Source organism: Terriglobus albidus, assembly GCF_008000815.1.
Classification (GTDB): domain Bacteria; phylum Acidobacteriota; class Terriglobia; order Terriglobales; family Acidobacteriaceae; genus Terriglobus; species Terriglobus albidus_A.
This window is the reverse complement of record NZ_CP042806.1, coordinates 2,052,063-2,075,058: the sequence shown is the minus strand read 5'-3', so window position 1 is coordinate 2,075,058 and position 22,996 is coordinate 2,052,063. Positions and strand designations below refer to the sequence as shown.

13 protein-coding genes are annotated in these 22,996 nt (G+C 53.6%); 10 read left to right on the top strand and 3 right to left on the bottom strand.

Annotated features, from left to right (window positions below):
- Positions 1 to 3: 3 nt before the first annotated feature.
- The 10 genes from FTW19_RS08335 (at position 4) to FTW19_RS08295 (ending at position 15,936) form a co-directional block, all read left to right on the top strand.
- On the top strand, positions 4 to 5,301 hold the full coding sequence (locus tag FTW19_RS08335) for a beta strand repeat-containing protein (protein ID WP_147647191.1): 5,298 nt from the start codon (positions 4 to 6) through the stop codon (positions 5,299 to 5,301).
- A gap of 64 nt (positions 5,302 to 5,365) precedes the next feature.
- Positions 5,366 to 10,717 carry an RHS repeat-associated core domain-containing protein gene (locus FTW19_RS08330; RefSeq protein ID WP_147647190.1) on the top strand — a complete coding sequence of 1,784 codons (5,352 nt, stop codon included), beginning with the start codon at positions 5,366 to 5,368 and terminating at the stop codon, positions 10,715 to 10,717.
- Between the two features lie 83 nt (positions 10,718 to 10,800).
- Positions 10,801 to 11,673 carry a hypothetical protein gene (locus tag FTW19_RS08325; protein ID WP_147647189.1) on the top strand — a complete coding sequence of 291 codons (873 nt, stop codon included), beginning with the start codon at positions 10,801 to 10,803 and terminating at the stop codon, positions 11,671 to 11,673.
- Positions 11,674 to 11,803: 130 nt separating this feature from the next.
- A complete protein-coding gene (locus FTW19_RS08320) occupies positions 11,804 to 12,706 on the top strand; it encodes an RHS repeat-associated core domain-containing protein (RefSeq protein WP_147647188.1) in 903 nt (300 codons plus the stop codon).
- A 77-nt stretch (positions 12,707 to 12,783) separates the two neighbouring features.
- Positions 12,784 to 13,107: a hypothetical protein gene (locus FTW19_RS08315; RefSeq protein ID WP_147647187.1), complete on the top strand. Its 324-nt coding sequence runs from the start codon at positions 12,784 to 12,786 to the stop codon at positions 13,105 to 13,107.
- 434 nt (positions 13,108 to 13,541) lie between these two features.
- Entirely contained in the window at positions 13,542 to 13,859 is a 318-nt protein-coding gene (locus tag FTW19_RS08310) for an NTF2 fold immunity protein (protein ID WP_147647186.1), read from the top strand.
- Positions 13,860 to 14,139: 280 nt separating this feature from the next.
- On the top strand, positions 14,140 to 14,451 hold the full coding sequence (locus FTW19_RS08305) for a contact-dependent growth inhibition system immunity protein (RefSeq protein ID WP_147647185.1): 312 nt from the start codon (positions 14,140 to 14,142) through the stop codon (positions 14,449 to 14,451).
- 78 nt (positions 14,452 to 14,529) lie between these two features.
- Positions 14,530 to 14,919: a hypothetical protein gene (locus FTW19_RS08300; protein ID WP_147647184.1), complete on the top strand. Its 390-nt coding sequence runs from the start codon at positions 14,530 to 14,532 to the stop codon at positions 14,917 to 14,919.
- Positions 14,920 to 15,051: 132 nt separating this feature from the next.
- Positions 15,052 to 15,363, top strand: a complete 312-nt coding sequence (locus tag FTW19_RS26425; RefSeq protein ID WP_187143371.1) for a contact-dependent growth inhibition system immunity protein — start codon at positions 15,052 to 15,054, stop codon at positions 15,361 to 15,363.
- A gap of 258 nt (positions 15,364 to 15,621) precedes the next feature.
- Entirely contained in the window at positions 15,622 to 15,936 is a 315-nt protein-coding gene (locus FTW19_RS08295; protein WP_147647183.1) for a hypothetical protein, read from the top strand.
- 1,863 nt (positions 15,937 to 17,799) lie between these two features.
- Here the strand turns inward: FTW19_RS08295 and FTW19_RS08285 are convergent.
- From FTW19_RS08285 to FTW19_RS08275, 3 genes are all read right to left on the bottom strand, one after another.
- Positions 17,800 to 19,404 (bottom strand): glycoside hydrolase family 28 protein, encoded by a 1,605-nt coding sequence (locus FTW19_RS08285; protein WP_147647182.1) that lies wholly within the window; start codon positions 19,402 to 19,404, stop codon positions 17,800 to 17,802.
- Between the two features lie 54 nt (positions 19,405 to 19,458).
- Positions 19,459 to 20,184: an SGNH/GDSL hydrolase family protein gene (locus FTW19_RS08280; RefSeq protein WP_187143370.1), complete on the bottom strand. Its 726-nt coding sequence runs from the start codon at positions 20,182 to 20,184 to the stop codon at positions 19,459 to 19,461.
- 91 nt (positions 20,185 to 20,275) lie between these two features.
- Complete coding sequence (locus FTW19_RS08275) at positions 20,276 to 22,966, bottom strand: TonB-dependent receptor domain-containing protein (RefSeq protein WP_147647180.1); 2,691 nt, start codon at positions 22,964 to 22,966, stop codon at positions 20,276 to 20,278.
- Positions 22,967 to 22,996: the final 30 nt, after the last annotated feature.

Sequence of the window (22,996 nt, the reverse complement as noted above, 5' to 3'; positions counted from 1 at the left end):
ATTATGACAACGATAAGGCCAATTCTGGCATGGCTACTGCACCGTACGTGTGGGTCCAGGCGCTCGCTACCGTTCTTCTGGGTTCTCGCTTTCGTGATTTCACTCGACACGGCTGCGCTCGCTGCTAACCCAAATATCAGCAGCATTTCGCCGAATGCAGCGGCTGTTGGAGCCACGATAAATATCAGCGGCAGCAACTTCGGCGCGAGCCAAGGAACGAGCACCTTAAAGATCAACGGAACGGCGGTGACGAGCATTTCCAGTTGGACCGCCAGTTCCATTGTCGGAATAGTCCCATCGGGCGCGAGTTCAGGAAATGTCGTTGTTACGGTAAGCGGTAGGACGAGCAATAGCGTTGCGTTCACGCTCCTCCCAACGCCGACGATTAGCAGCATTTCGCCGACTTCCGGACCGACTGGATCGTCCGTAACGATCACGGGAAGCGGCTTCGGCGCCTCCCAGGGAAATGGAAACGTCATTTTTTACCAATCCGGTCAATATGCCTCCATTACGAGTTGGAGCAATACATCGATCGTTGCCATCGTCCCTTCAGATGCGGTGACCGGGAACGTTGTCGTTCAGACCAGCGGTGTCAATAGCAACGGAGCTCTTTTTACTGCCTGGCCTCGTATCACTTCGGTGAGTCCAGGGGTGGCGGCGACAGGCAGTTCCGTAACGATTACCGGAGCTAATTTCGGAAGTAGTCAAGGGAGCAGTACAGTTGCCTTCAACGGAGTATCCGCCAGTGTCACAAGTTGGTCGGCCACCTCGATCGCGACGTCTGTGCCGTCTGGAGCAACCACTGGCAACGTCGTTGTCACCGTTGGGGGGAATCCAAGCAACAACTTTTACTTCGTCGTAGGCGTTCTTTCGACCGCGCCTTACCACCTTCACCAAGAGACGGGAGGAGTGTCTGGGACGCTTCTCTTGAGCACCGCGGGACCCGACACCGCGAGCACTTTCTTCCAGAGCGTAGATCTCAAAGGGAGTAGCGGCGGATACACGTTCATCAATACGTTTACGACGGCAGCAGTCGTCCCTGGATATATTCCGGCCTCAACAAGCCTCACCTTCAATCTTTGGATGAATGAGACGGCTTCGGTCTCGGGACTTGAGCCGTATGTGGCTCTCAGCTACATCAATGGCTCGGGATCGTTGACGGGCCTTTGTTATCAGAATGGCACGACTTATCTGACGACGACGCTCACGAAATATACATTCACCTGTTCGATTCCGAGCGCTATGACGCTCGATCAAACCGACAAGCTATATGCCCAGATAGGGGTCTGGAACGCGGCCGCCGGAACCATCACCAAATCCGTGAAGATACAGCTTTACATTGAGGGAACGCCGAATCTCAACTACGACTCTGCGATCACAATACCTGAGGTCCTATATCCATACATCTCGAACGTATCCCCCTCATCGGGTGCAGCTGCAACATCAGTGACAATCACTGGCGGGCAGTTTGGATCGACCCAGGGATCGAGTACTGTCACCTTCAACGGTGTCGCGGGAACTCCCTCGAACTGGACGGATTCGAGCATTACCGTACCAGTACCGGCAAACGCCTCGACGGGACCAATTGTTATAACGGTTGCCGGGCAGAGTACAACCTGGAGCTCCTTCACCGTGCTCCCGGCAATTACGGGTATTTCGCCTTCGAGCGGGCCCGTAGGTACGTCCGTCACGGTGAGTGGCAGCGGGTTCGGCGCCTCGCAAGGATCGAGCAGCATAAGCTTCAATGGCATACCCGCCGCACCAACATCATGGAGCGGCAACACGATCGTCGCACCCGTACCGGTTGGGGCTTCGACGGGGCCTGTCACAGTGACCATATCCGGCGTCGTTGTCAGCGGTGGGACCTTCACCGTAACGCCACTGATTATCGGGGTCGCGCCGACTGCGGGTGCGGTGGGATCCGCTGTCAGGATTCAGGGCTATAACTTTGGCACGACACAAGGAACCGTCACGTTCAACGGCGTGCAGGCCACGCTTGGGAACTGGGTAAACACATCCATCGTCGCAACGGTTCCCGCAGGCGCCGTAACCGGTCCCGTCGTTGTGACCGCCGGTGGCATCGCCAGTAATTCATTCAGTTTCTCCGTGGCGCCCAGCATAGCCTCGCTCTCGCCCACCTCAGGCGGCACGGGCACAACCGTGACCATCTCAGGGGCAAACTTCGGTGCGCAACAGGGTGGGAGCAGGATGCTCTTCAACGGGATAGTCGCTACACCCTCGTCCTGGAGTGACACATCGATCGTCGCGCCAGTGCCGTCAAGCGCATCAACCGGCCCCGTTACCGTGGTTGTGAATGGCTCCAGCAGTAATGGCATCGTGTTTACTACAGGCCCAACGATCGCTTCATTAACGCCCAATTCTGGCGTCGCCGGGACAAGCGTCACAATCCTAGGATCGAATTTCGGCGCACTACAAAGTTCTGGGTACGTTACGTTCGGCGGCATGACCGCAAGCCCAACAAGCTGGTCTGTATCCAAGATCGTTGTTCCGGTTCCAGCGGGTACCGTCAGCGGCCAGGTCGTCGTAGCAGCAAACGGCTTGTTGAGTAATGGTGTGGCTTTCACAATCGGCAGCGGTAGTTTGGCAGGAACGGTGACCAAGACTTCCGATGGGAGTCCCATTTCCGGCTGCAATATACAAGTCCTAAAAGCTGGAACAGTGGCCGGCAATGCCACTACAGCAGCGGACGGCACCTATTCGATAGCCAACCTGGCGGCGGGGACATATGACGTAATCGCCTCGGCAACTGGCTATGGCACCAGCAGAACTCCAAACATCGCCGTGACGGTGAATTCAGCGGCTACAGCCAATTTCGCTCTGGCGACACCTGGAACCGTTTCAGGTCACGTCACTAAAACGGATGGAGTCACCGGAATCAGCGGCGCCACCGTAAGCATGTCACAGGGAGGAGAAGTCATGGGAACCGCGACCAGCGATTCCTCTGGAAACTACTCGATCGCGAGCCTCAGCGCCGGAACATATACGGCCACCGCAGCGAGCCCCGGTTACACGAGTGCAACCATTTCCGGATTGAGCGTCAGTACCGGCGCAACTTCCGCCAACTTCACTCTCCAGGGACAATCCGTTATCAGCTACGCATACGATGCGAGCGGACGACTGATAAGCGTTTCGGATTCTCAGAGCGATACGGCCACGTATCAGTATGATGCGGTCGGAAATCTTCTTTCAATCGGCCGCCAGTCATCATCACAGACAGCGATTATCCAATTGGCGCCAAGCAGTGGCCCGGTCGGAACGGCAGTGACAATCACGGGAACCGGCTTCAGCGCAACACCAAGCCAGAATTCAGTCGCGTTCAATGGAACGTCGGCGACGGTGACCTCCGCAAGCGCCACTCAACTGATAGTCAGCGTTCCGACCGGCGCGACAACTGGAACTGTGAGCCTTACAGCGCCCGGTGGGTCTGCCACAAGTTCAGGGCCTTTCACCGTCACGAGCGGCACCGGCGCTCCGACGATCACAAGCTTTACTCCAACGAGTGGGGTTCCGGGCACTTCGATCACCATCACCGGAACGGGATTCGATCCGACACCGATCAATGATGTAGTAAAAATCAGTCTTTCTGCCGCTTCCGTCAGTGCCGCAACGGCCACTTCACTCACAGTGTCCTTGCCTGGATCTACAGCCTCAGGACATATCTCCGTCGGGACCAAGTCCGGGATGGCAACAAGTACGCAGGACTTTTATGTTCCATTCGGAACACATGCCGCAACAGATATTGGATTCACCGGGCGGATGACAACGAACAGCACTCAAACTGTTTCGATTGGCACGGCGGGAAAAATTGGTTTGATGCTGTTCGATGGGGTTGCGGGGCAGAACGTTTCAATCAACGTAGGTAGCAGTAGCTTCGGTTATTGCAGCCTATTGCTAATCGACCCCTTCGGTAATCAGCTCGCCACCACTGGGTGCGGTTCAGGCGGATACCTTCCAACTCAAACCCTCACCTACAGCGGTACATACACGGTCGGAATAGACCCCGGTGGCACGACTGGCGCTGCGCCGATCACCTTAAACGGATTCAGTACCGTTACGGGAGTTCTGCAGTTTGCTGCCCCGACACTGATCAGTACAAGTTATCCCGGCCAGAAAGCCAACTTTGTATTCAGCGGAGTAGCCGGCCAAATCCTTGATCTGGCACTGACAGACAAGACATACAGCACCTGCTTCAGCTATACCATTGTCAACCCGAACGGCAGCACGCTGAAAAATGGACCCATCTGTGGAAGCGGGGCTGCGACCGGTGTCTTCACCCTGCCTGGCTCGGGAACATATTCGTTACTGATCGATCCCGGATCCAGTGTCGGGGCAGTGACAGCAACCCTGACCCAAAGAATCAACCAGTCGCTGGCGCTCAACACGCCGCTGTCAATAAGCAGCACGCTTGCGGGCCAGCTCTTCAACATAGCCTTCAGTGGCAGTGCAAACCAGATTGTTGACCTTGCATTGACCAGCAGCGCGTACAACCCGTGCTTGAACTATACCCTCCTCAATCCAGACGGTAGCGCGCTAAAAAGTAGCCTTGTTTGTGGAAGTGGGGCTTCAACTGGTGCTTTGACATTGCCGAGTTCGGGAACCTATTCGTTATTGATCGATCCCGGCCCAGGTGTTGGCGGCCTAACGATGACCCTGACTCAAAGGATCAACCAGTCGCTGACGCTCAATACACCGTTGCCAATAAGCAGTACACTCGCGGGCCAGATCTTCAACATAACCTTTAGCGGAAGTACAAACCAGATCATCGACCTTGCATTGGCGAGCGACACTTACGGCTCGTGCTTGAACTACACCCTTCTCAATCCGGACAGCAGTACGCTGAAAAGTAGCCTTGTTTGTGGAGGCGGAGCCACAACCGGTGTTTTGACCCTGCCGAGTTCGGGAACATATTCGATATTGATCGACCCCGGCGCCGGTGTCGGTGGACTAACCGCGATCCTGACTCAGCAGATCAGCCAATCGCTGACATTCAATACTCCAGCGTCGGTAAGTAGTACGCTCGCAGGCCAGGTCTTCAACCTTACATTCAGTGGAAGTGCGAACCAGGTTGTGAACGTCTCCATGACGAACGCGAGCTATTACCCTTGCTGGAACTATGCAGTTCTCAAGCCAGACGGCAGCACCCTCAACAGTGGCTTTTCCTGCGCAAGTTCCGCGAATACAGGCAATCTGACTTTGCCGACTACAGGAACGTACTCGGTCTTGATTGACCCGGCACTGGGCACCGGCGGAGTAACGGTAACTGCCTCGTTGATTCAGTGAGGAGTGGACCGTGCCTACATCAGCGAAATCGATTCAACGACAAACTCAAGTATCGGATAGGCAAATGAAAGGCTCGATTGCACACCGGAGTGGCTCAAATATGAAAAGCACTAGATTCTTCATCGCGTTACTCGTGCGTTGCACTGTCGCAATCGCCTTTTTCACAACTTGTGACTGTTCTCACGCTCTGGCCGGTGTAGGCGGACATGAAGCTGACACAGCCTCGAAAAGACCCGCCGCAAATGCATTCTTAACAACTGTCCTTCAAGCTGCCAAGGCATCTGGCACTAGCGAAGTAGAAACGACACATCCGAATGCCGCGAAGAGGACTTCTGGCCAGAGCTCGACATTATTACCTGATGGCCGCCTGCTATTGACCGGCGGAACGGAAGGAGAAAATGCAGTTAGTAGTGCGTTCATCGAAGATCCTATTACCGGCGGAGTCACGCAGCTTCCCACCGGTCTCTTGAAAGCGAGGTACGGCCACACTGAGACGGTCCTGCCAAATGGAACCGTGCTCATTCTTGGCGGCTTAGGATCTGACAGGACGATACTCGTGGACGCTGAAATCTTTGACCCGGCCACCCTCACCTTCCATCCCATTGGGACGTCAGGTCTCGCGCCTCGAGCGTTCCATACAACAACGCTACTCACCGACGGACGAGTCTTAATTGCAGGTGGCGTCTCTGAATCTGGACTGGCCACAAATCTACTCGAGTTCTGGGACTACCGGAGCTCCATAGGCGAGACCGCTAATGCCAAACTCTCTCTATCCAGAGCGGCTCATATTGCGTCGCTTCAAGCGGATGGGACGGTTTTTTTCAAGGGAGGTGTGGATTCCAACGGTAACAACCTGACTTCTTCCGAAATCTTCTATCCGGCGACACAGACCGTCCAGATTCTTCCCGTTGTGCCCGCAAACAATGACGCAGCAATGCCATCCATTGCCCGCTCTCTCCCTCAGGACGGCGAGCAACACGTCCCTCTTTCCACGATCATTGCGCTGCGATTCTCCCGTCCACTGGCCGTAACCAGCCTCACTCAGAAGACCGTGACGCTTCAGGGGCAGGACGGAGACGTTGCGGTTCAAATAGTTGCGGCGGAAGCTGGCCGTCTTGTTTTCGTAACTCCCTCGCAGATTCTCCGCGCCGGAAGCGACTACACTCTCGCGATCTCAGGAGCTGCCGATCCCGCAGGAAGCCAGCTCGCATACAGTACTGTTCGTTTCAAAACGCTTGGCGATGGCACGGATGCAACAACGGGCAACCTCGTTCCCGCCTCAGGACCGTCTGACCCATTCAACTCCCCAGCACGCAAGCTGCCGCCGCTGAAGGCTCCGAAAGGTGTCACCGCTGTGTCAGGACAAGTCCTGCAACTCGATGGTGAGCCACTACGCAACACGACATTGCAGATCGGCGATGTTGTTGCACATACCGATGGGACTGGCCGGTTCCTGCTGACCAATATCCCCGGCGGTCATCAAGTGATGTGGATTGATGGTTCGACCGCGAAGAATGGGAATCTCACCTATGGAATCTATGAGGATGGCGTTGACATCATAGCCAAAGAGACAAACGTTCTTCCGTACACGATCTGGATGACTGCATTAGATAAGACAAATCAAGTAACGATTCCTTCGCCTACCGATCGCGAGACGATCGTGTCCACGCCACTCCTGCCAGGTCTGGAGCTTCATTTGCCTGCCGGCGCAGTGATCCACGATAGAAACGACAAACCGGTCACAAAGGTTGGCATCACGCCTATACCGATCAATCAGCCCCCTTTTCCATTGCCCAAAGGCGTCAAGGTGCCGATCTACTTCACGATTCAACCCGGAGGCGCTTACCTGGAAGGATATGACGAAGGAAGCAACGCGCCGGGCGCTCGCCTGTTCTATCCGAACCCCGCTCAACTGCCGTCTGGCACAAGCTTCAATTTCTGGAACTACGATGCGGACGCAAAAGGATGGTATGTGTACGGTCAGGGATTCGTCACCGCCGACGCCAAACAGATTGTTCCCAATCCCGGTGTCGTCATCTATGAGTTCACAGGTGCAATGGTCGGCAACACCAGCACACCACCAAAGACGGGGCCGAATGGCGCCAATGACCAGGGCAAAGACGGCGAACCCATTGACCTGCAAACGGGCCTGTTTGTGTATAGCAAGACGGACTTGGCTCTACCGGACGTCATCCCGGCTACGTTAACCCGTACGTATCGCCAAATGGACTCGAATTCCTATGCATTTGGCATCGGGACAATGTCCAACTACGACATCTATCTCGCCGGAGATGGAAGCACGTATACGTATATGGATCTCATTCTGCCAAATGGCGGACGCGTTCGCTATGATCGCGTTTCGAATGGCATTGGCTTTGGGGACGGTGTCTTTAAAAACCTCAGCATATCAACACCCTTTTACGGCTCCACGATCGTCTGGGATACAAGCAGGAGTGAGAGTGGGTGGACGTTGACCCTGAAGGATGGGACGCGGATGTTTTTCCCGGAAAGCTTTGGGGCGACTACGTTCTCTCAAGCGGCCCTTATCGGTGTCGTAGATCGCTACGGGAATACCCTCACATTGACTCGCGACCAGAATCACAATCTGACGCGAGTGACCTCGCCGAACGGACGTTGGATTCAATATACGTACGACACGTCAAATCGTGTGACCCAGGCGTCCGACAACGCCGGCCGAACGGTCTACTACACGTATGACACGACTGGGCGGCTTAGTACGGTCAAGGACGCCAATGGCGGCATAACAACCTTCGGCTATGACGGCAATAGCAATATGACCACCATCAAAGACGCGAGGAACATAACGTATTTGACGAACTACTATGACTCTCACAACATGGTGTGGAAGCAGGTGATGGTGGACGGTTCGACATACCTCTTCAATTACGGGCTGAACGCCTTGGGGATTACCACCTACGTTGTCCCGGGGCTGACAAGCTTTGAAACTGATGTCACCGATCCACGGGGAAACGTCCGCAAGGTCTATTTCAACGCAGACGGTTTCGTGAGTTCCGACATTCGCGCTTTTGGAAAGCCTGAGCAACAAACGATCACGTACAACCGCCAGGCAGGGACAGGGCTTTTACTAAGTGTCACCGACGCACTCAACCGGACCACCAGCTACACCTATGACGCGACGGGCAATCCCACAAGTATCACTCGCTTGAGCGGAACTGCCAACGCAACGACGACCTCTCTCGTATACGAGCCGCGATTCAACCAACTGGCATCCCTGACGAATGCAGTGGGACAGACCATCGCATTGCAATATGACAATATTGGCAACCTCGTCGAAATCACAAATGCTGACGGCACGACTGTTACGGGCTCTTACAATTCCGCTGGGCAACTGGGTTCGATTACGGATGAGGCCGGAAACACAACACAGGTGGTTTATTCGGGCGGCGATCTAAGCGGGATTACCGACGCTCTCCACAGGTCTATATCTTTGTTTGTTGATGAGGCTGGTCGAACAACATCCATAACGAACTCGCTCGGACAAGTTCAGCAGATAAATTTTGACTCCCTCAATCAGGCCACACAGCTCACTGACCCCATGGGAAGCGCGACAACATTTGGATACGATCCTAATGGAAATGTCGCCAGCGTAACCGATGCACGCAATACTGCAACTCCCACATCTTTCGTCTTTGACAATATGGATCGCCTACAGGCAAAAACTGATCAACTAGGCAATCCTGATTCGTCGACATTTGACCCGAACGGAAACCTGATCCGGTATACGGATAGACGAGGAAAGGTTACGTCATATCAATACGATGCTCTAAACCGCCCGACGTTTATCGGTTTTGGCACGGCAGCCGGTCCCACGTATGAGAGTTCGATCACCTATACATGGGACGCTGGCGACCGAATAACGCAGGCAGTCGATTCGGGTGCAGGTACGACGACGATAGCCTACGATGATTTCGACCACGTCACCTCTGTGACTTCGCCGCAAGGCACGATAGCTTATACTTCTGATGCCATTGGGAAACGTCAAACGATGACCATCAGCGGACAGCCTCAAATTTCCTACACTTACGACACGGGCAATCGCTTAACCCAGATCACTCAAGGAACATCGAACGTTCAGTTTGGCTATGATTCGTTGGGGCGCCGGACAAGTATGACTCTCCCAAACGGCATTGTCGCAAAATATGCATACGACGTCGCATCCCAACTCACCGGGATCACATATAGCACGGCATCCCTCGCGATCGGGGACCTCAAGTATAGCTACGATGGCGCGGGTCGTCGAACCTCAGTCGCTGGCAGTTTCGCAAGGACGATGTTGCCTCAGTCCATTACCGGAAACCTCTACAACGTAAACAACCAGCTTACACAATCAGCTTCAATGACTCTTGCGTACGACCTGAACGGGAACCTGACCAGCGATGGGCTGCACACGTATTCCTGGAATGCGCGGAATCAACTCACATCGATCGATTCTGGAGGTTCCGCCGCATTCGCATACGATGTCTTTGGGCGGCGAGCCACGAAGAGCATATCTGGAGCAGTGAGTACCAGCGTCCTCTACGACAGATGGAATCCAGTGCAGGAGATCAGTGGCGGATCTCCGACAGCAAATCTCCTGACTGGCGGAATAGACGAATATTTCACTAGGACGGATGCGAGCGGGACATCCAACTTTCTAACGGACGTGTTGGGGAGCACTATAGCGCTGACAGATGCGAGTGGAACTGTTCAAACCCAGTACAGCTACGATCCATTCGGTAACACGACGCAATCAGGCGTTTCTTCAACGAATAGCCTGGCTTTTACAGGTAGAGAATTCGATGTAGCCGGACTCTACTACTTCCGCGCCAGATACTATACCCCGCAGACAGGAAGGTTCCTCTCCGAAGATCCGATTGGGTTCAACGGCGGCAGCACGAATCTCTATTCGTATGTGCTCGACAATCCAATGTCATTCGAAGATCCAATGGGGCTGAGTTGCAAACCTAAATGCTTTGCTCAACTCAAATATAGACCCGTCGACGATTGGCGAGCAAAGATGATTGGTGCTACACATTCGTTCTGGTACGTACAAGGCAGCAGTGGACAACAATATTTGATTTCAGGTGGCCCTTGGCCCCAAACTGGTGCAAATCAGATGCTGAACGAATGGGTAACTCCGGTCACACCGGGTGGAACCGGTGCTGGTCCAGATAATCTTGGCGCTCCTACAGCTTGGGATAGCGGCTCTTCACCTAATAATTGCACTGGGGTTGACAATTTGTTAAACGCGGCTAACAACTGGCCGCAAAACACAATTCCTTATAGTTGGCATGGACCCAACAGCAACAGTGCTGCACATAGTCTCGGTACTGCTGGCGGCTTCAACCCTACGGCTCCTCCTGGATCTGTCGGTTGGAACACGCCAATACGATGAGGGCAACGATCATGAAAACTGCGATGCGGGCATATGGAGTGCCGGTCTTATTCGTTATCCTTCTATCTGGATGTCACCGGAGCATGGCTAACACAAATCAGGCGGCGGCGGCTCTTCTTAGTCAATTTGATTCCGTGTTTTATGTGAAGGCGAGCTTGCTGGGGGATTCAGGTGATTATAAAGGGCTTCCAGGGGGCATTTCTGGGACTCTCCGTATTCCATATGGAGACTTGCTTGGAGGTCTCAACGTCCTTGGACAACAGACATCTGTCGAAATATTTAACGACGCTGATGCTGTCTTAGTAGGGGCCAAAGACTTCCGGCCGCCAGCGGGACTCGGGGGAGTGCAGTCGCAGTTCTGTTACGTCGTCCTCCTTCGAAAACGCAGCGTTCTTGACCTTGGCACACTTGCCAAGAAGCCTGGGCCGATCTCTTCGGCAGGTGGGGCGACGTGGAAATGGTTAGCAAAACCGACAGAGGGGCGGCATGAACCGCAGGCCTTCTACGCTACTCAGATTGCTCATTCTTACCTCCTGATCTCGAATGACATGGGAAGCCTCCAGTCGATGGCAGGGAGGTTATCTTCGGCAAATCACAGCGCTCCGACTTTGCCCGAGGTCTCCGATTGGGAGCGTCTGAGTCAGCATGACGTGTGGGGGTATAGGCATTATCAACAGGTCGATATCAAATATAGGGATGCAGCAGGGATGACAGATGTGACGCCCGCTGCCCAAGCGCTGAGTTTTTTTGTCGATCCGGAGAAAAAAGTTGGAGTGCTTCGCCTCTTCGCATCGGACGACAGCACGGCGAAGAAGCTAAACTCAGCGGCAAAGCTACCATCGTTGCGACCAGGCAACCAGGGAGTTTGGGAGGTAAATATTCCATTGGACAGCGAGGCATCTTCTGAACAGATGCTTGCGACAATGTGGTTGTACGGCTTCGGCCTCTATCTATAGTCTGACGAGCGACGGGTTACACACATATTCCTGGAATGCACGTAATCAGCTCACTTCCATCGATTCCGGAGGCGCAGCCACATACGGTTACGATGCGTTTGGACGACGAGTCACAAAGAGCATTGCGGGAATGGGAAGCACAAACCTTCTCTACGACAGATCGAACGCTGTCCAAGAGATCAGTGGCGGATCTCCTACGGCTAATCTGTTGACTGGCTATATCGACGAATACTTCGTCAGGACTGATATGAGCGGAACTTTCAACTTTCTGACTGATGCATTAGGAAGCACGGTCGCTCTGACAGACGCGAGTGGGACAATCCAAACTCAGTACGCCTACGATCCATTTGGAATCACTACCCAATCTGGTAATCCTTCAACAAACATTTTGGCTTTTACAGGTAGAGAGTTGGATGCCGCCGGACTCTATTACTTCCGCGCCAGATACTATAATCCGGCAGTCGGCAGGTTCCTCTCAGAAGACCCTGCTGGATTCTCCGGCGGAATTAATAAGTATGCCTATGTTGGGGCTGATCCCATCGACTTCAACGATCCCTCAGGAAGATTGCCGTTTGGGGCGGTGGTCGGCGCAATTAATGGCGGCGTCTTCGGCGGTTTGGGCGCAATGACCGGCGATGATTGGGACTGGCAAGACGTGGTCGGAGGAGCCGTCCTCGGCGCGGCCGCGGGTTTCGGACTCGGCTTACTCGACCCAACAGAAGGCGCCGTATCAAGTGTTCCCATCAGTGCCGGAGCTGATCTGGCTGGACAGGCGTTTCATAAGTGGCGTCATGGGCAAAACATGAGTCCTCGATGCTACAACTGGGGAGAAGTTGCAGGAGCTGGCGTAGGAGCAGGACTGGGCGGAGGACTCGGAGTAGGACTTGAAGCGCTTGGTGCCGAGGCCGGTCTCACTGGAAATGCCCTTACATTTGCTGAGAGCCTCCTCGCTGGCAATGCCAGCTTGATTTCCACGGCTACTGGCGGAGGAGTTGGAAATGCTATGAAAGGTCGCAGTTGCGGATGCCAATAGTATTTCCGTAGTGACGGCGGCTGAAGGTGCTTATTGCCCAGAGGAAGGGGCCAAGGTTTTTACGGGAGGAATGGCGGATGATGCCTGTACTGGTTGCTTCATTGCTGGATCCGTTTTTTTGGGGAATTATTTGGTTTGTCATCTGGTGTGCATACAGACTTCCCAGGTGGAGTTGGATCAAATTGTTGCTCGCGGCTCTTTGGATAGCTGGACTAGGAGGTATCATCGTTCTCCAAGCTCACATGTGGCAGCGCCTTGCCTCCCCAGGCACAGATCATAAGATCTTTGATCGTGTGCTTTTTCCGGAAGTTATCTTAGGGCTCATTCTGATGTTCTGGAGGGCGATCCGCGAGGAACGTATTAAGAAACAGCGCGAGCCGGTTGGTCAAGGTTTGTCCTAGCGTTCGTTATTGCTGCGCCGGGCAGCTGGTGCAGCCACGAATTGCATGGGAATCGAGATGAGAGCCTTGCCACCTTGCTCTTATTGGTAGCGGGAGCCCTTGTGTGGTGGTGTGGAAATTTTCAGTCATCAATCGATGGCGGGCCGACCTTGTCCGCAGCCCTCCTCAAGAGACTAGGAGAATTTGGTGCTGAACTGTATATAGATAATTACTTTTCCCCGAATGACGAGAGAGAGCAATAGAAGCGATGAGCGGCTTTGCGGCAGAGATGTAGTTCATTGATGCAACCTGAGCCCAACCCAGCTGCCCAGATGCCGCGCAGCACGATCGAGCAGAACCTACCTGTTCCGGTCATCCAGTGACGGAATACGGTAGCACTTTGAGGAGAAACTGCGGCTGTAAGCAGTTCTGAAGGTTCTAAAAGGGAGGAGAGGATGCACAGACGTTTTGGTCTCTTGTTGCTGTCGACGATGGTCGCTGTTGGACAAAACACACGGACAACGCTGCCTCATCCTGATTACGTACCGGACGAGAAAACCGCCGAGCACATCGCAGAAGCCGTACTCATTGCCCAGTTCGGTCAGGAGCGGGTAAATGCTCAGTTGCCGTTGCGAGCGAGAATCGGCAAGAATGCTTGGCTAGTGCAGGGCATGCTCAAGGACAAGGAAGGGCGCCCTCAAGTGGGTGGCAGCTTTGCTGTGTGGATCAACAAGCACGGCGGATGCCTGACGGTAATCGAACGAATGAAATGACCTGTAGCAAATGCCCAACTCGCCCGAATCCTGGTAGTGCAGGCGATTCCGCTGCGTTTGGTAAGGCAAGTGCTGCTTCAACGGCTGGCAGATCGTGCGGGTGCGAGTAAATGGTATCGCTATTTGATTTGCTTACGACCATTTGCGTTTCAGTACCAATGAAAACTGCGATGCGGGTATATGTGTGTGCTGCTTTGTTCGACGCTAACCTCAGGGTGTACACAGGGGGGCGATGTGATGGCTCGGGCGGTACTATATGTTCGACGGGATTCCCTCAACCATGAGTGAACACGAAGAACTCTCATTGCTTCGTAATTTTTTTGCAGCGTATTTTCATGAAGATTGGCGCTGCAACGCTGATACAACCGAGGCCGTTGTAGATGACTACGCGCGAGGGGGAACCCCAGAAGAGCTTCGCCTGGTAGCCAATGCGATACGAAGCTACGCCGCCCGATTCTCGAATGACCGCGATCTGGAGAAGGGACTTGATAAGGACCTCGGTTGTTACTACGTGCCGAGTGGCACAGGGCTTTCTGCAAAGGCTTGGATGGAAGGTATAGCCAATCGCTTCTCTCAAGACATCCCAAACTAATAAACTGCCATTTCGTATTTGTTGAATCACCTGGGAATTAGATTTTCGACTGCTTTCACAAACGGTTTGGGGAAGATAGTGCGAGCGATCCCGCAACAGTTGGCATGGCGGCAAGCCTCAGTCGATTTGCTGCCGGCGGAAGCGGAGACGTCCGGGTTCTCCAAGGTGATACCCTTCGCAGTAACGCAATCTGGCGCGATGAATTTCAGGCGCTCCACACAAATCCCAGATAAAGGAGATAACGGTGAAAGCTGTTTGTCTGGCACTGCTCGGGAGCGTTCTGATCCTTTTGGGAGGGAGCTTAACGCTATTGATCTTGCTTTCTGGAGTCTGGGCTGGAGTCGGGGCCATAGGCCACGGGTATCCGATCTTGATTTTGAGCATGCCGCTGCTGATCGTTGGAATATTGCTGATTCGGTTTCTGAAGAGAACAAATCAGATCTGACGTTGATCCCAGCTGGATTCTGAACGTCCTTGGCCATTTCCACCATGGCCTCAACGTACACCCACTGTTGTTCCTAACTGTCGTCAAATTATCGTCTTTTAGAAAAGGCTGGACGGTTCCGGCGGGTACTATATTTTGACAGGGTTTCCCTTGCCATGAGTGAACTCGATGAATTCCGATTGCTTCGAAAATTTTTCGGAGCTTATTTTCACGAAGATTGGCTGTGCGAGGCTGACACCACGGAGGCGGTCGTAGACGATTTTGCTCGCTGGAAAACGCCCGAGGAGCTTCGCACAGTTTCTAACGCGATACGGATGTACTCTACACGGTACTCGGACGGGAAAGAATTAGAGAGAAGACTTTTCACAGAGCTTCGTTGTTACTATCTTCCGAGTGCTGACGGCCTCACCGCGAAAGCCTGGCTCGAAAGTGTTGCGGACAGACTTTCTCAAGGCATCCCAAACTGACGCCAAAGGACATATAAGAGTTCCCCAACCGAATAGACCAACCAAAGTATGGTGAGACGCATGCGAAACGGATCTCTTCAAACCAGGACGCCACCATCGCTGAACTGTGATCGATCCGCGTCCCGACAGGATCTGGATTCCGGGGATATCGTCCGCCGGCAAAGCCTTTCGCAGCAGCGATGTCTCAACCGAGGCAAGCGGAGGCAAATCCTGACGCGAAGCGAGCGATAGCCCGAATAGAGGAGAGAGTGTTTTGTTATGGTCGAGATGAACGTCCTCAACTCCGCACAACTCATTGAGGCGGTACGTGTTTGGACCGGATGGGGCCAAAGCGCGATGCCTAGCCGAAGTGACCAGCGGCTGGCAGATCAATTTGGCGAGGATGCCACTAAGCTGCTTCCCCTAATCAAATCTTTAGAGGATGATTTCGACGTCTCTGATGCCCGGCTCACTGCCGTCAATCTTGAAGAGATGGAAAAGCTGGCTTCCGATCAATTCAGGCAAAAGCATCCAGCTGTCGCCGAGGAAATCGTGAAAGCCTTCGCGCGGTGCTACACCTTCGACTTCAAATGAGGGATACCTTCCGATCGCGAAGTACTACAATCCCGCGAAAGGAAAGTTCATCAGCGAAGACTCCTATATACAGTTGTGCTGCCAGTAGCATGCGGGGATTCGATGGAAGAGCAGCCAGACCGGCCAGTACAAGGCCATGGGAACTCCCAGCAGCGTCCATAGCGTTCTCCACCTAAGGGATGGGGCAAGAACCACCATGAAGCAATGGCGAAACCGCCGTCCAATAACCCGCGTATTGTAGGCCCTTGAGGGACTGAGGGAGGCTCTTTTTGTGAGCTCATATCTCACATCAGCATGATAATGATCATCATGCAGTTCGAAGCTTGTCCCGTTTGTGGTTCATCATCGGCGGTTCGTCCGAAGCTTTTGCTCATTGATGAGGCATGGGTCCCGGCTCCTGGCAAGGATCCACGACTTAAATACCATGCAGACCTTCGGGTGGACGACGTTCAGGACCAGAGTGTCCGCGAGCGCCCACTAGAGCAGTTCATCGATGGGTTTTACTGTGATCGGTGCAATAAAGGCTTTGTCTCGGAGGAAGTCCTTAAAGAAGGTCGGAGACGATATCGCTAAAGCTTTAGACTAGTGCGCCATATTTTCCAGATGGCTCGGTCGGATGCGGGCAAACGGTCTCGTCCCGGAGCTCTCGGGCTGGCGTCGAGGTGGATCTACTTTTCGAGCCGATGGCATTCTCCAGATCTTCATCCTTCGGATCGACAGATGAGTCTTCGCCCGGATTTCAACCTTGGCTTGCGGCCGGCACATTTGGGATCGGCGTTCGAGGTTGCCCAAGACCTAATTCGTTTTCAGGGTCCGCCGCATTCCTGATGCAAACTGGCCAAGTAGGCGTATCATTGTCGCGGACAATTGCGGAGTACTTATGCTGTTCGTTCCTGTTGCTGGGATTCATTCCGATGCATTCTGATTCTCAGCGATGCGTTATTGTTGCGAGTTGAACCGTTTCTTTCACGGCGATAACACGGGTTCGAATCCCGTCGGGGACGCCAAATCCTTTCAAAGACTCACACGGAGTTTCGCCTTCCATTCGAAGGTGCAAAAGGACACATTTCGGCACCCTTTTTGCCCCACAAATCGGCCTGGTAGAGGAGATATGTGCCGCTGGTTCCGTCGGGCAGGATGTAGATGACCGCCTCGACGGACGTGGGAAATGTGCTGCTGGAAACCGTTCGAGCAAATGGCTTGCGGCTTCCCTGCCGCGGGCATCACTGCCGCGGCGTAGACGAGGCCTTTGACCCTGGGGTTATCCGCGCCCGCCTAGGTAATGACGGACCCGCCGTAGAAGTGGGCCACCAAGATCTAGGGCCTGGTAGAACTCTCGCAAAACGGCGTCTTCGAACACTTCTGTTTGGCGTTGCCAATAAAACGGCTCGTGGAGAACGGAGGTGTTCGGCATGTAGGTACTCTCGTGATCGAAGTGTATCGGGCAGAGCGATTCTCCCAACCCGTCACGCAGCCAACCGACGCGCCCGAGATAATGAAGACGAATTCTGCGAAGACACCGCTTTCACAGCGCCGCGCCCTTCAGCGTTAGGTAAAGAGCGAGGTCATCGCCGATGGATAGGGGGATCTTCATTACACAAGTTCAACAAATCGGAAAGCTCGGCTAAGATTCAACCACGAGTAGAAGCAGACGGTAGTATTCACGTAGTTTCTTTGTATCTGTGGTTTCCAACCAACGATTTATTTGGTCTCTAATCTCTTTTGGAGTCTCCTTGAGACCCTCGACAAAAAGGAGATCCTCGATGGTCACATCCAAAGCCACAGCCAATTTCGCCAACACATCATTAGGAGATCGTAAAGATGCCAATGCTCCGCTTTGATGTATCCGGCTCATCATAGCGATTACCGATCACCCGCTCTCTTGGATACAATTTCCCTCTGTTGATCCATTAGCGCATTACCAGCAACCTGGATTTGCTGACAAGTACCGCTGGTTAAAAGAAGCGTATGTCCAGGTTCTTTGAGTCGAGTTCGTGTGAGAAAAAGTTTGCGGGCGTCTTGCACTTGAATCAGTGGCGACACGGAGGAAGGTGTTGCTTCAATTCCATCAAGAATGGCGTCCTCCACATCGTCGCAGATGACGGCTGGCCGCTCGGTCGTAACGCTTGAGATAAATTCGACATTGCGAACGCGAAGCCGATCTGTATGACGAACATACAAGCCATATGCGGGAAGACGGCCGAACATGCGAGGTTCGGGATAATCGGATGGAAGCTCTGGGACTATTTGCGCTCCCCTGCTGTCTTCGGTCGTCCTGAAGCTGCAGTCGCTTATTGTGACATCCGCAACGCGCGTTTCCGGGAGTCCCGTAATCGAACTGGTCAGCAAGGCGCCGGATGCATCGATGCCTCGGATAGAAACATTACTCAGTGCGGTTGCGCCTGATCGTTTTCGAGTTGCCAGACGAACAAATACTGGTGTGCGTACATTGGCCATTCTCACATCGGAAACCGTCACTCCATCTATGATGCCTCCGTCAACCATCTCGACGCATACACCACCAATCACACGGGCATTCAATGGGCTTGTAGCGTCGTTATAAATCACAGAGTTGGTAAATACGATATTTTCAAAGCGGCCCTGAGTCCCTGTACCAATCTTGAAGCCATTGCACGAGGTCGTTATGACGCAGTTGCTGACAACGACATTCTTCGTCAGAGAAAGATCACTGTACGGGTTTTCGCTCTTGAGGCAGATGGCATCATCTCCGGTTCGAATGTCGCAGCCCGTTATGACAACATTGCGGGATGCAGTAACGTCAATTCCGTCAGTATTGACGCCATAGATCGGGTTACGCAGCTTGATGCCCTGAACCGTGACAGAGTCGCATGCAACAAGACGAAGCGTCCATCCCGCGGAATTCTGAATCGTCAAAAGCGACACGTGAACATTGCGGCATTCAGCGAACTCGATCATGGGGGAAGGCCGCTTATTACCATCCGCAGGTGCGTAATCGTATGTGATTACGTCTTTCCATAAATCCTCCGGCGCAATCGGCCTGCGGTTGACTCTCTTCCAGAAATGCTCGCCTTGGCCGTCGATACGGCCCATGCCACAGAGAGAAACATCTTCTGCTTTTCGCGCGTAAAGAAGATGTCTTCCATTCGCATCCGCACCGCTTACCGCCCCTGCCTGTTCCGTGTAATCCTCAATGCGAGTGCTTCCCAGCAAGACTGACCCGGCTTCGAGATAGAGACAGACCCGGCTCTTCAACTCGACGTTTCCTGTTAGATAGACGCCCGGGCTAACGTAGACCAGTCCGCCACCCGCGCGGTATGCCGCATCGACCGCTCGCTGCAAGGCCACAGTGCAAAGGGTTTTTCCGTCAGGGTGGGCACCGAATCGTCGCACGTCATATACAGCCGTTCCTTCGCCATGGACGGACGCGAGCGGCAGCGTGGCGCCGACCGCCAGGAGGGGAGTTCTAAAAAATTCTCTGCGCAGCATTAAGTTCGTTCAACCTTCCATGCGTCGAGTGGTTTTTCTGCAGTACGTCAATCACTATTTAGTGTGCAATTGCAGCGCATCTGCCAGAGCATTGACAGCGCCAGCGATGAACGCAGCCTGCAACGCTCTCATGGCATCGTCATAGTGCACGTGATCGATGTAATGGGTTGTGGCCGATTTGGCTGTGAATTCGTAGAGATCGATGATGGGAACGGCTTTTGCGCGAAAGACAGCGCTCGCAATCAGATTGCACGTGCGCACGTCGGAATCGAAACGGTGAAAATCATGGGACAGACGATTGTGACGGATGTCGTCCACAGGAGTGGTGTTCACCCAGATCAGCGTGGCGTGATGTTTGAGTGCGAGCGAAGCGATCCGCATCAGATTACGGCGATAAATCTCAGGCGGGACGGCCAGTTGGTTTGTATGCACATCGCGCTTGACGTCGTGAAGTCCTGCGTTGACCAGTAGAATCGCTGGAGCAAACGTTTTATCCTTATATCTCTTTTCGAGGTACGACAACACCATGTTGGAATTTCCGCCGTTCGCATCGTCCGGCACATCAAGGTTCGACGCGTGGACGGTTCCCTCCTTTCTCGAAAAGGCAACCCGGGGGGCAAGATCTTCTTTGAGATAAGGCGTGTACTGAAGGGAGATGCTGTCTCCGATCAGAAAAAGAGGGATCTCATTTGCGGAACGGTTCTGTGCGGTGGAAGCTGCTCCTGATAAGAGCTGCACAATTGAAATCATGAGATATGCGACATTCCGCAAGGTGGTCACAGGTTTTCTCCACATAATTTGTTGCCTATAGCGGATATGCGGGCGAGGGCGCATATCGCAATGCAACACCCGTTCCCGCACACTCCAGAAACTAAAAAGCTATCTTGCCGCTAATGCGCATCGTCCGGTTATTGAAGGCACCTGTAATCTGGCCGAACCCGGAACCCGAAATGTTTACGCCGGGACTGCTGAAGCCGGGCGTGTTCGTCACATCGAATGCTTCTACACCAAAGCGGAATGTAGACTCATGCCAGATGGAAAAAGAGCGGAACATCCCTGCGTTCCAGGTGAAGTAGCCTGGACCACGTATGGAGTTGCGGCTGCTTGTTCCGTACCGCACTGCGGTCACTGCGGCGAAAGCTGAGGTATCAAAGTAGACGTTGCCAGTATTATGAGCGCCATAAATGGCGACCGTTGGCTTTATCTGGTCGGCAACTTGTGTACTGCCTGGAGCGTTGAGCGATGTCGTGGAAGCCGCGATCGTTAAGGGTGTGCCGCTGACTTTGCTGAGAGTTGTGTTGAGTTGCCAACCACCCAGCGCCATGCCTGCCAATCCTTGTTGCACGAAACGGCCTTGTTTTCCGAAGGGAGAGCGAAAAACGCCCCACACCTGCAGATTATTCGTCCTGTCGTAACCCGATGTCGCATAGTTGCGCCGGTAATAGGCAGGATCAGCAAAAAGGATTGTTCCATAGGTGCTGTTGTCCGAGACATCGAAGGCGTGCGACCACGTGTAAATGACACCCGCCTGGGCGCTTTTGTAGTGCTGCGTTCGCAATTGCGTTTGCAAACCGTTGTAATTCACAGAACCGAACGGAGCCTCTTCGAAAATGTCGGCTGTCTTTCCGAAAGCGATGTTCTGCGGCCTGCCTGCCTGACCGTTTCCGACAGTTCCAGCATTGATATTCACGGGCGACGTCGCACGGACCTCTTTCGTTCCAACATAGGTAATTGTTGCGACCAGATACGCCGGAAGTTGACGTTCAAACGCTAGATTGTATGTGTAAAGATACCCGCGTCGGAAGTTTTGCGGAACAGTATTTGTGCTGACGCTTGCCGGCAATGCCAACGTCCCAAGGCTCAGGTCGGGAAGCGTTGCTGTAGGAATTCCTACTGTCTGACAACCACCGACGGGGGCATAGCTTCCAGAATTGAGACATCCCGCCACGTTGTAGCTCGATGCTCCGTTGTAAGACTGAAGGATCACAGCGGGATAGGAGTCCCTGAGATAACGGAAGTTGTCCGGGTCAACCGTCATACCGAAACCACTGCGCACAACCGTTTTATCGTCAAGCCGATAGGTAACGCCCAGACGAGGCACGACCATTCCCCACCCGATCTTCTCTCCTGTGTCCCGTGGGACACCCCCCTTACCGCCTATCAGAACATTTCCCGTCATGGGGTCATAGCGGTATGCACCTGAGTGATCGCGACCAGCGAAAGGATAACGTTCATAACGGATTCCGTATGTGAGGACCATTCTCGGTGTGACTTGAAATGTGTCCTGGATGTAGGCCGCGTAGGAGGAAAAGCGAAGGGCATTGGGATCCTGGATTTGTGTGGCTTTTCCAAACGCCTGGGGCAAGCCGAGCATGAAGTCGGCAAGTGATGTGTAGGCGTTAGGCGCAGCTCCACCTTTGAGCGCAGTGATTGCGCCGGAGAAGACAAAGCCTCCACGTGGACCGTATGTTCCACCTGTCTGGAAGTGGTTCAACGCGGCATGCGTATATTCCACCCCTGCACGAAAGGTGTGGCGTCCGCGCAGAAGGGTGCCGTTGGCATTGTAGGAATATTGGTTGTCGCGGAACTGGCCCGGGCTGGAAGGCTGCGTGTTCCCCAACGAGGTGAAGCTTCCGCTGACGAACTGGAAGAACGGCTGCCCTCCATAGTTCGTCGTCGAACCGTTTGTCCCTGGAATGCCCAATACATCGGAACCATAGTTCGAATCTAAATTCGTAGGCGCGTACTGAATAAACTGCCGCGTGTAGCCAGCATTCGTATCAAAGAACAGCCTGGAAGAAACCGCATAGGTCAGGCCAAGACCGATATTTTGAACGCGGCTTTGGGCCAAGCCCGGTTGACCATTATCAACGGCTGGGCCGCCTGCTGCGCCAAGCGCCTGCGGGTCGTTGATCGTGGCCGGAGACTCCGAATAACGCCCAAACATGGACATTTTCTGGTTCGGCGTATATGAGATTTTGCTGTCGAGGTGGTAGCGATCAAAGCTATAGGTTGTCGTCGCGAAGTAGTTGCTGGTGATGGAGGATGTGCTGGCCACATTCGGCAAGGGCAAGCTGGCGATGAGCTTCTGTGCTACTGAGGAAACCGGAACCTGTTTGTTTGCAAATGCTGCTCTGCCCGATCCATCCGCATTTCCCGTCGCTGGGTTATAGATTGTGGCAGAAACCCCACTGAAATCTCCCTTGGCTAGCGCGCTGTTCTTATCGAGGATGTTGTAGTAGCCGCTTAGAGTCTTTCGCTGGGTGAAGCGGTCGATGTCGAAAAAGAAGAAGAGCTTATTCTTGAGAATGGGCCCACCGATCGATCCCCCGAATTCATTGAACATGTTTTTTGGTACGGTCGCTGCCGCATACTTCCATGTCTTTGCATTGTATGGTGTGCTCTGGTTGTACTCGAATAATGTTCCGTGAAGTTTGTTGCTTCCGCTTTTGATGATGACATTGATCGCGGCGCCACCCGCAAGCCCCTGCTCTGCGGTGAAGGAGTTAGTCGAGAAGTTAACGGACGCGATGGCATCCTGCGATGGGACGTACGCAATCACATTGATGGGATAAGGAAGAAGGCTTCAGCG

What these genes read in the sequence shown, in the direction of transcription:
- FTW19_RS08335 (WP_147647191.1), top strand. Translation starts at nt 4, where the DNA reads ATGACAACGATAAGGCCAATTCTGGCATGGCTACTGCACCGTACGTGT.
- FTW19_RS08330 (WP_147647190.1), top strand. Translation starts at nt 5,366, where the DNA reads ATGAAAGGCTCGATTGCACACCGGAGTGGCTCAAATATGAAAAGCACT.
- FTW19_RS08325 (WP_147647189.1), top strand. Translation starts at nt 10,801, where the DNA reads ATGGCTAACACAAATCAGGCGGCGGCGGCTCTTCTTAGTCAATTTGAT.
- FTW19_RS08320 (WP_147647188.1), top strand. Translation starts at nt 11,804, where the DNA reads ATGGGAAGCACAAACCTTCTCTACGACAGATCGAACGCTGTCCAAGAG.
- FTW19_RS08315 (WP_147647187.1), top strand. Translation starts at nt 12,784, where the DNA reads ATGATGCCTGTACTGGTTGCTTCATTGCTGGATCCGTTTTTTTGGGGA.
- FTW19_RS08310 (WP_147647186.1), top strand. Translation starts at nt 13,542, where the DNA reads ATGCACAGACGTTTTGGTCTCTTGTTGCTGTCGACGATGGTCGCTGTT.
- FTW19_RS08305 (WP_147647185.1), top strand. Translation starts at nt 14,140, where the DNA reads ATGAGTGAACACGAAGAACTCTCATTGCTTCGTAATTTTTTTGCAGCG.
- FTW19_RS26425 (WP_187143371.1), top strand. Translation starts at nt 15,052, where the DNA reads ATGAGTGAACTCGATGAATTCCGATTGCTTCGAAAATTTTTCGGAGCT.
- FTW19_RS08295 (WP_147647183.1), top strand. Translation starts at nt 15,622, where the DNA reads ATGGTCGAGATGAACGTCCTCAACTCCGCACAACTCATTGAGGCGGTA.
- FTW19_RS08285 (WP_147647182.1), bottom strand. Translation starts at nt 19,404, where the DNA reads ATGCTGCGCAGAGAATTTTTTAGAACTCCCCTCCTGGCGGTCGGCGCC.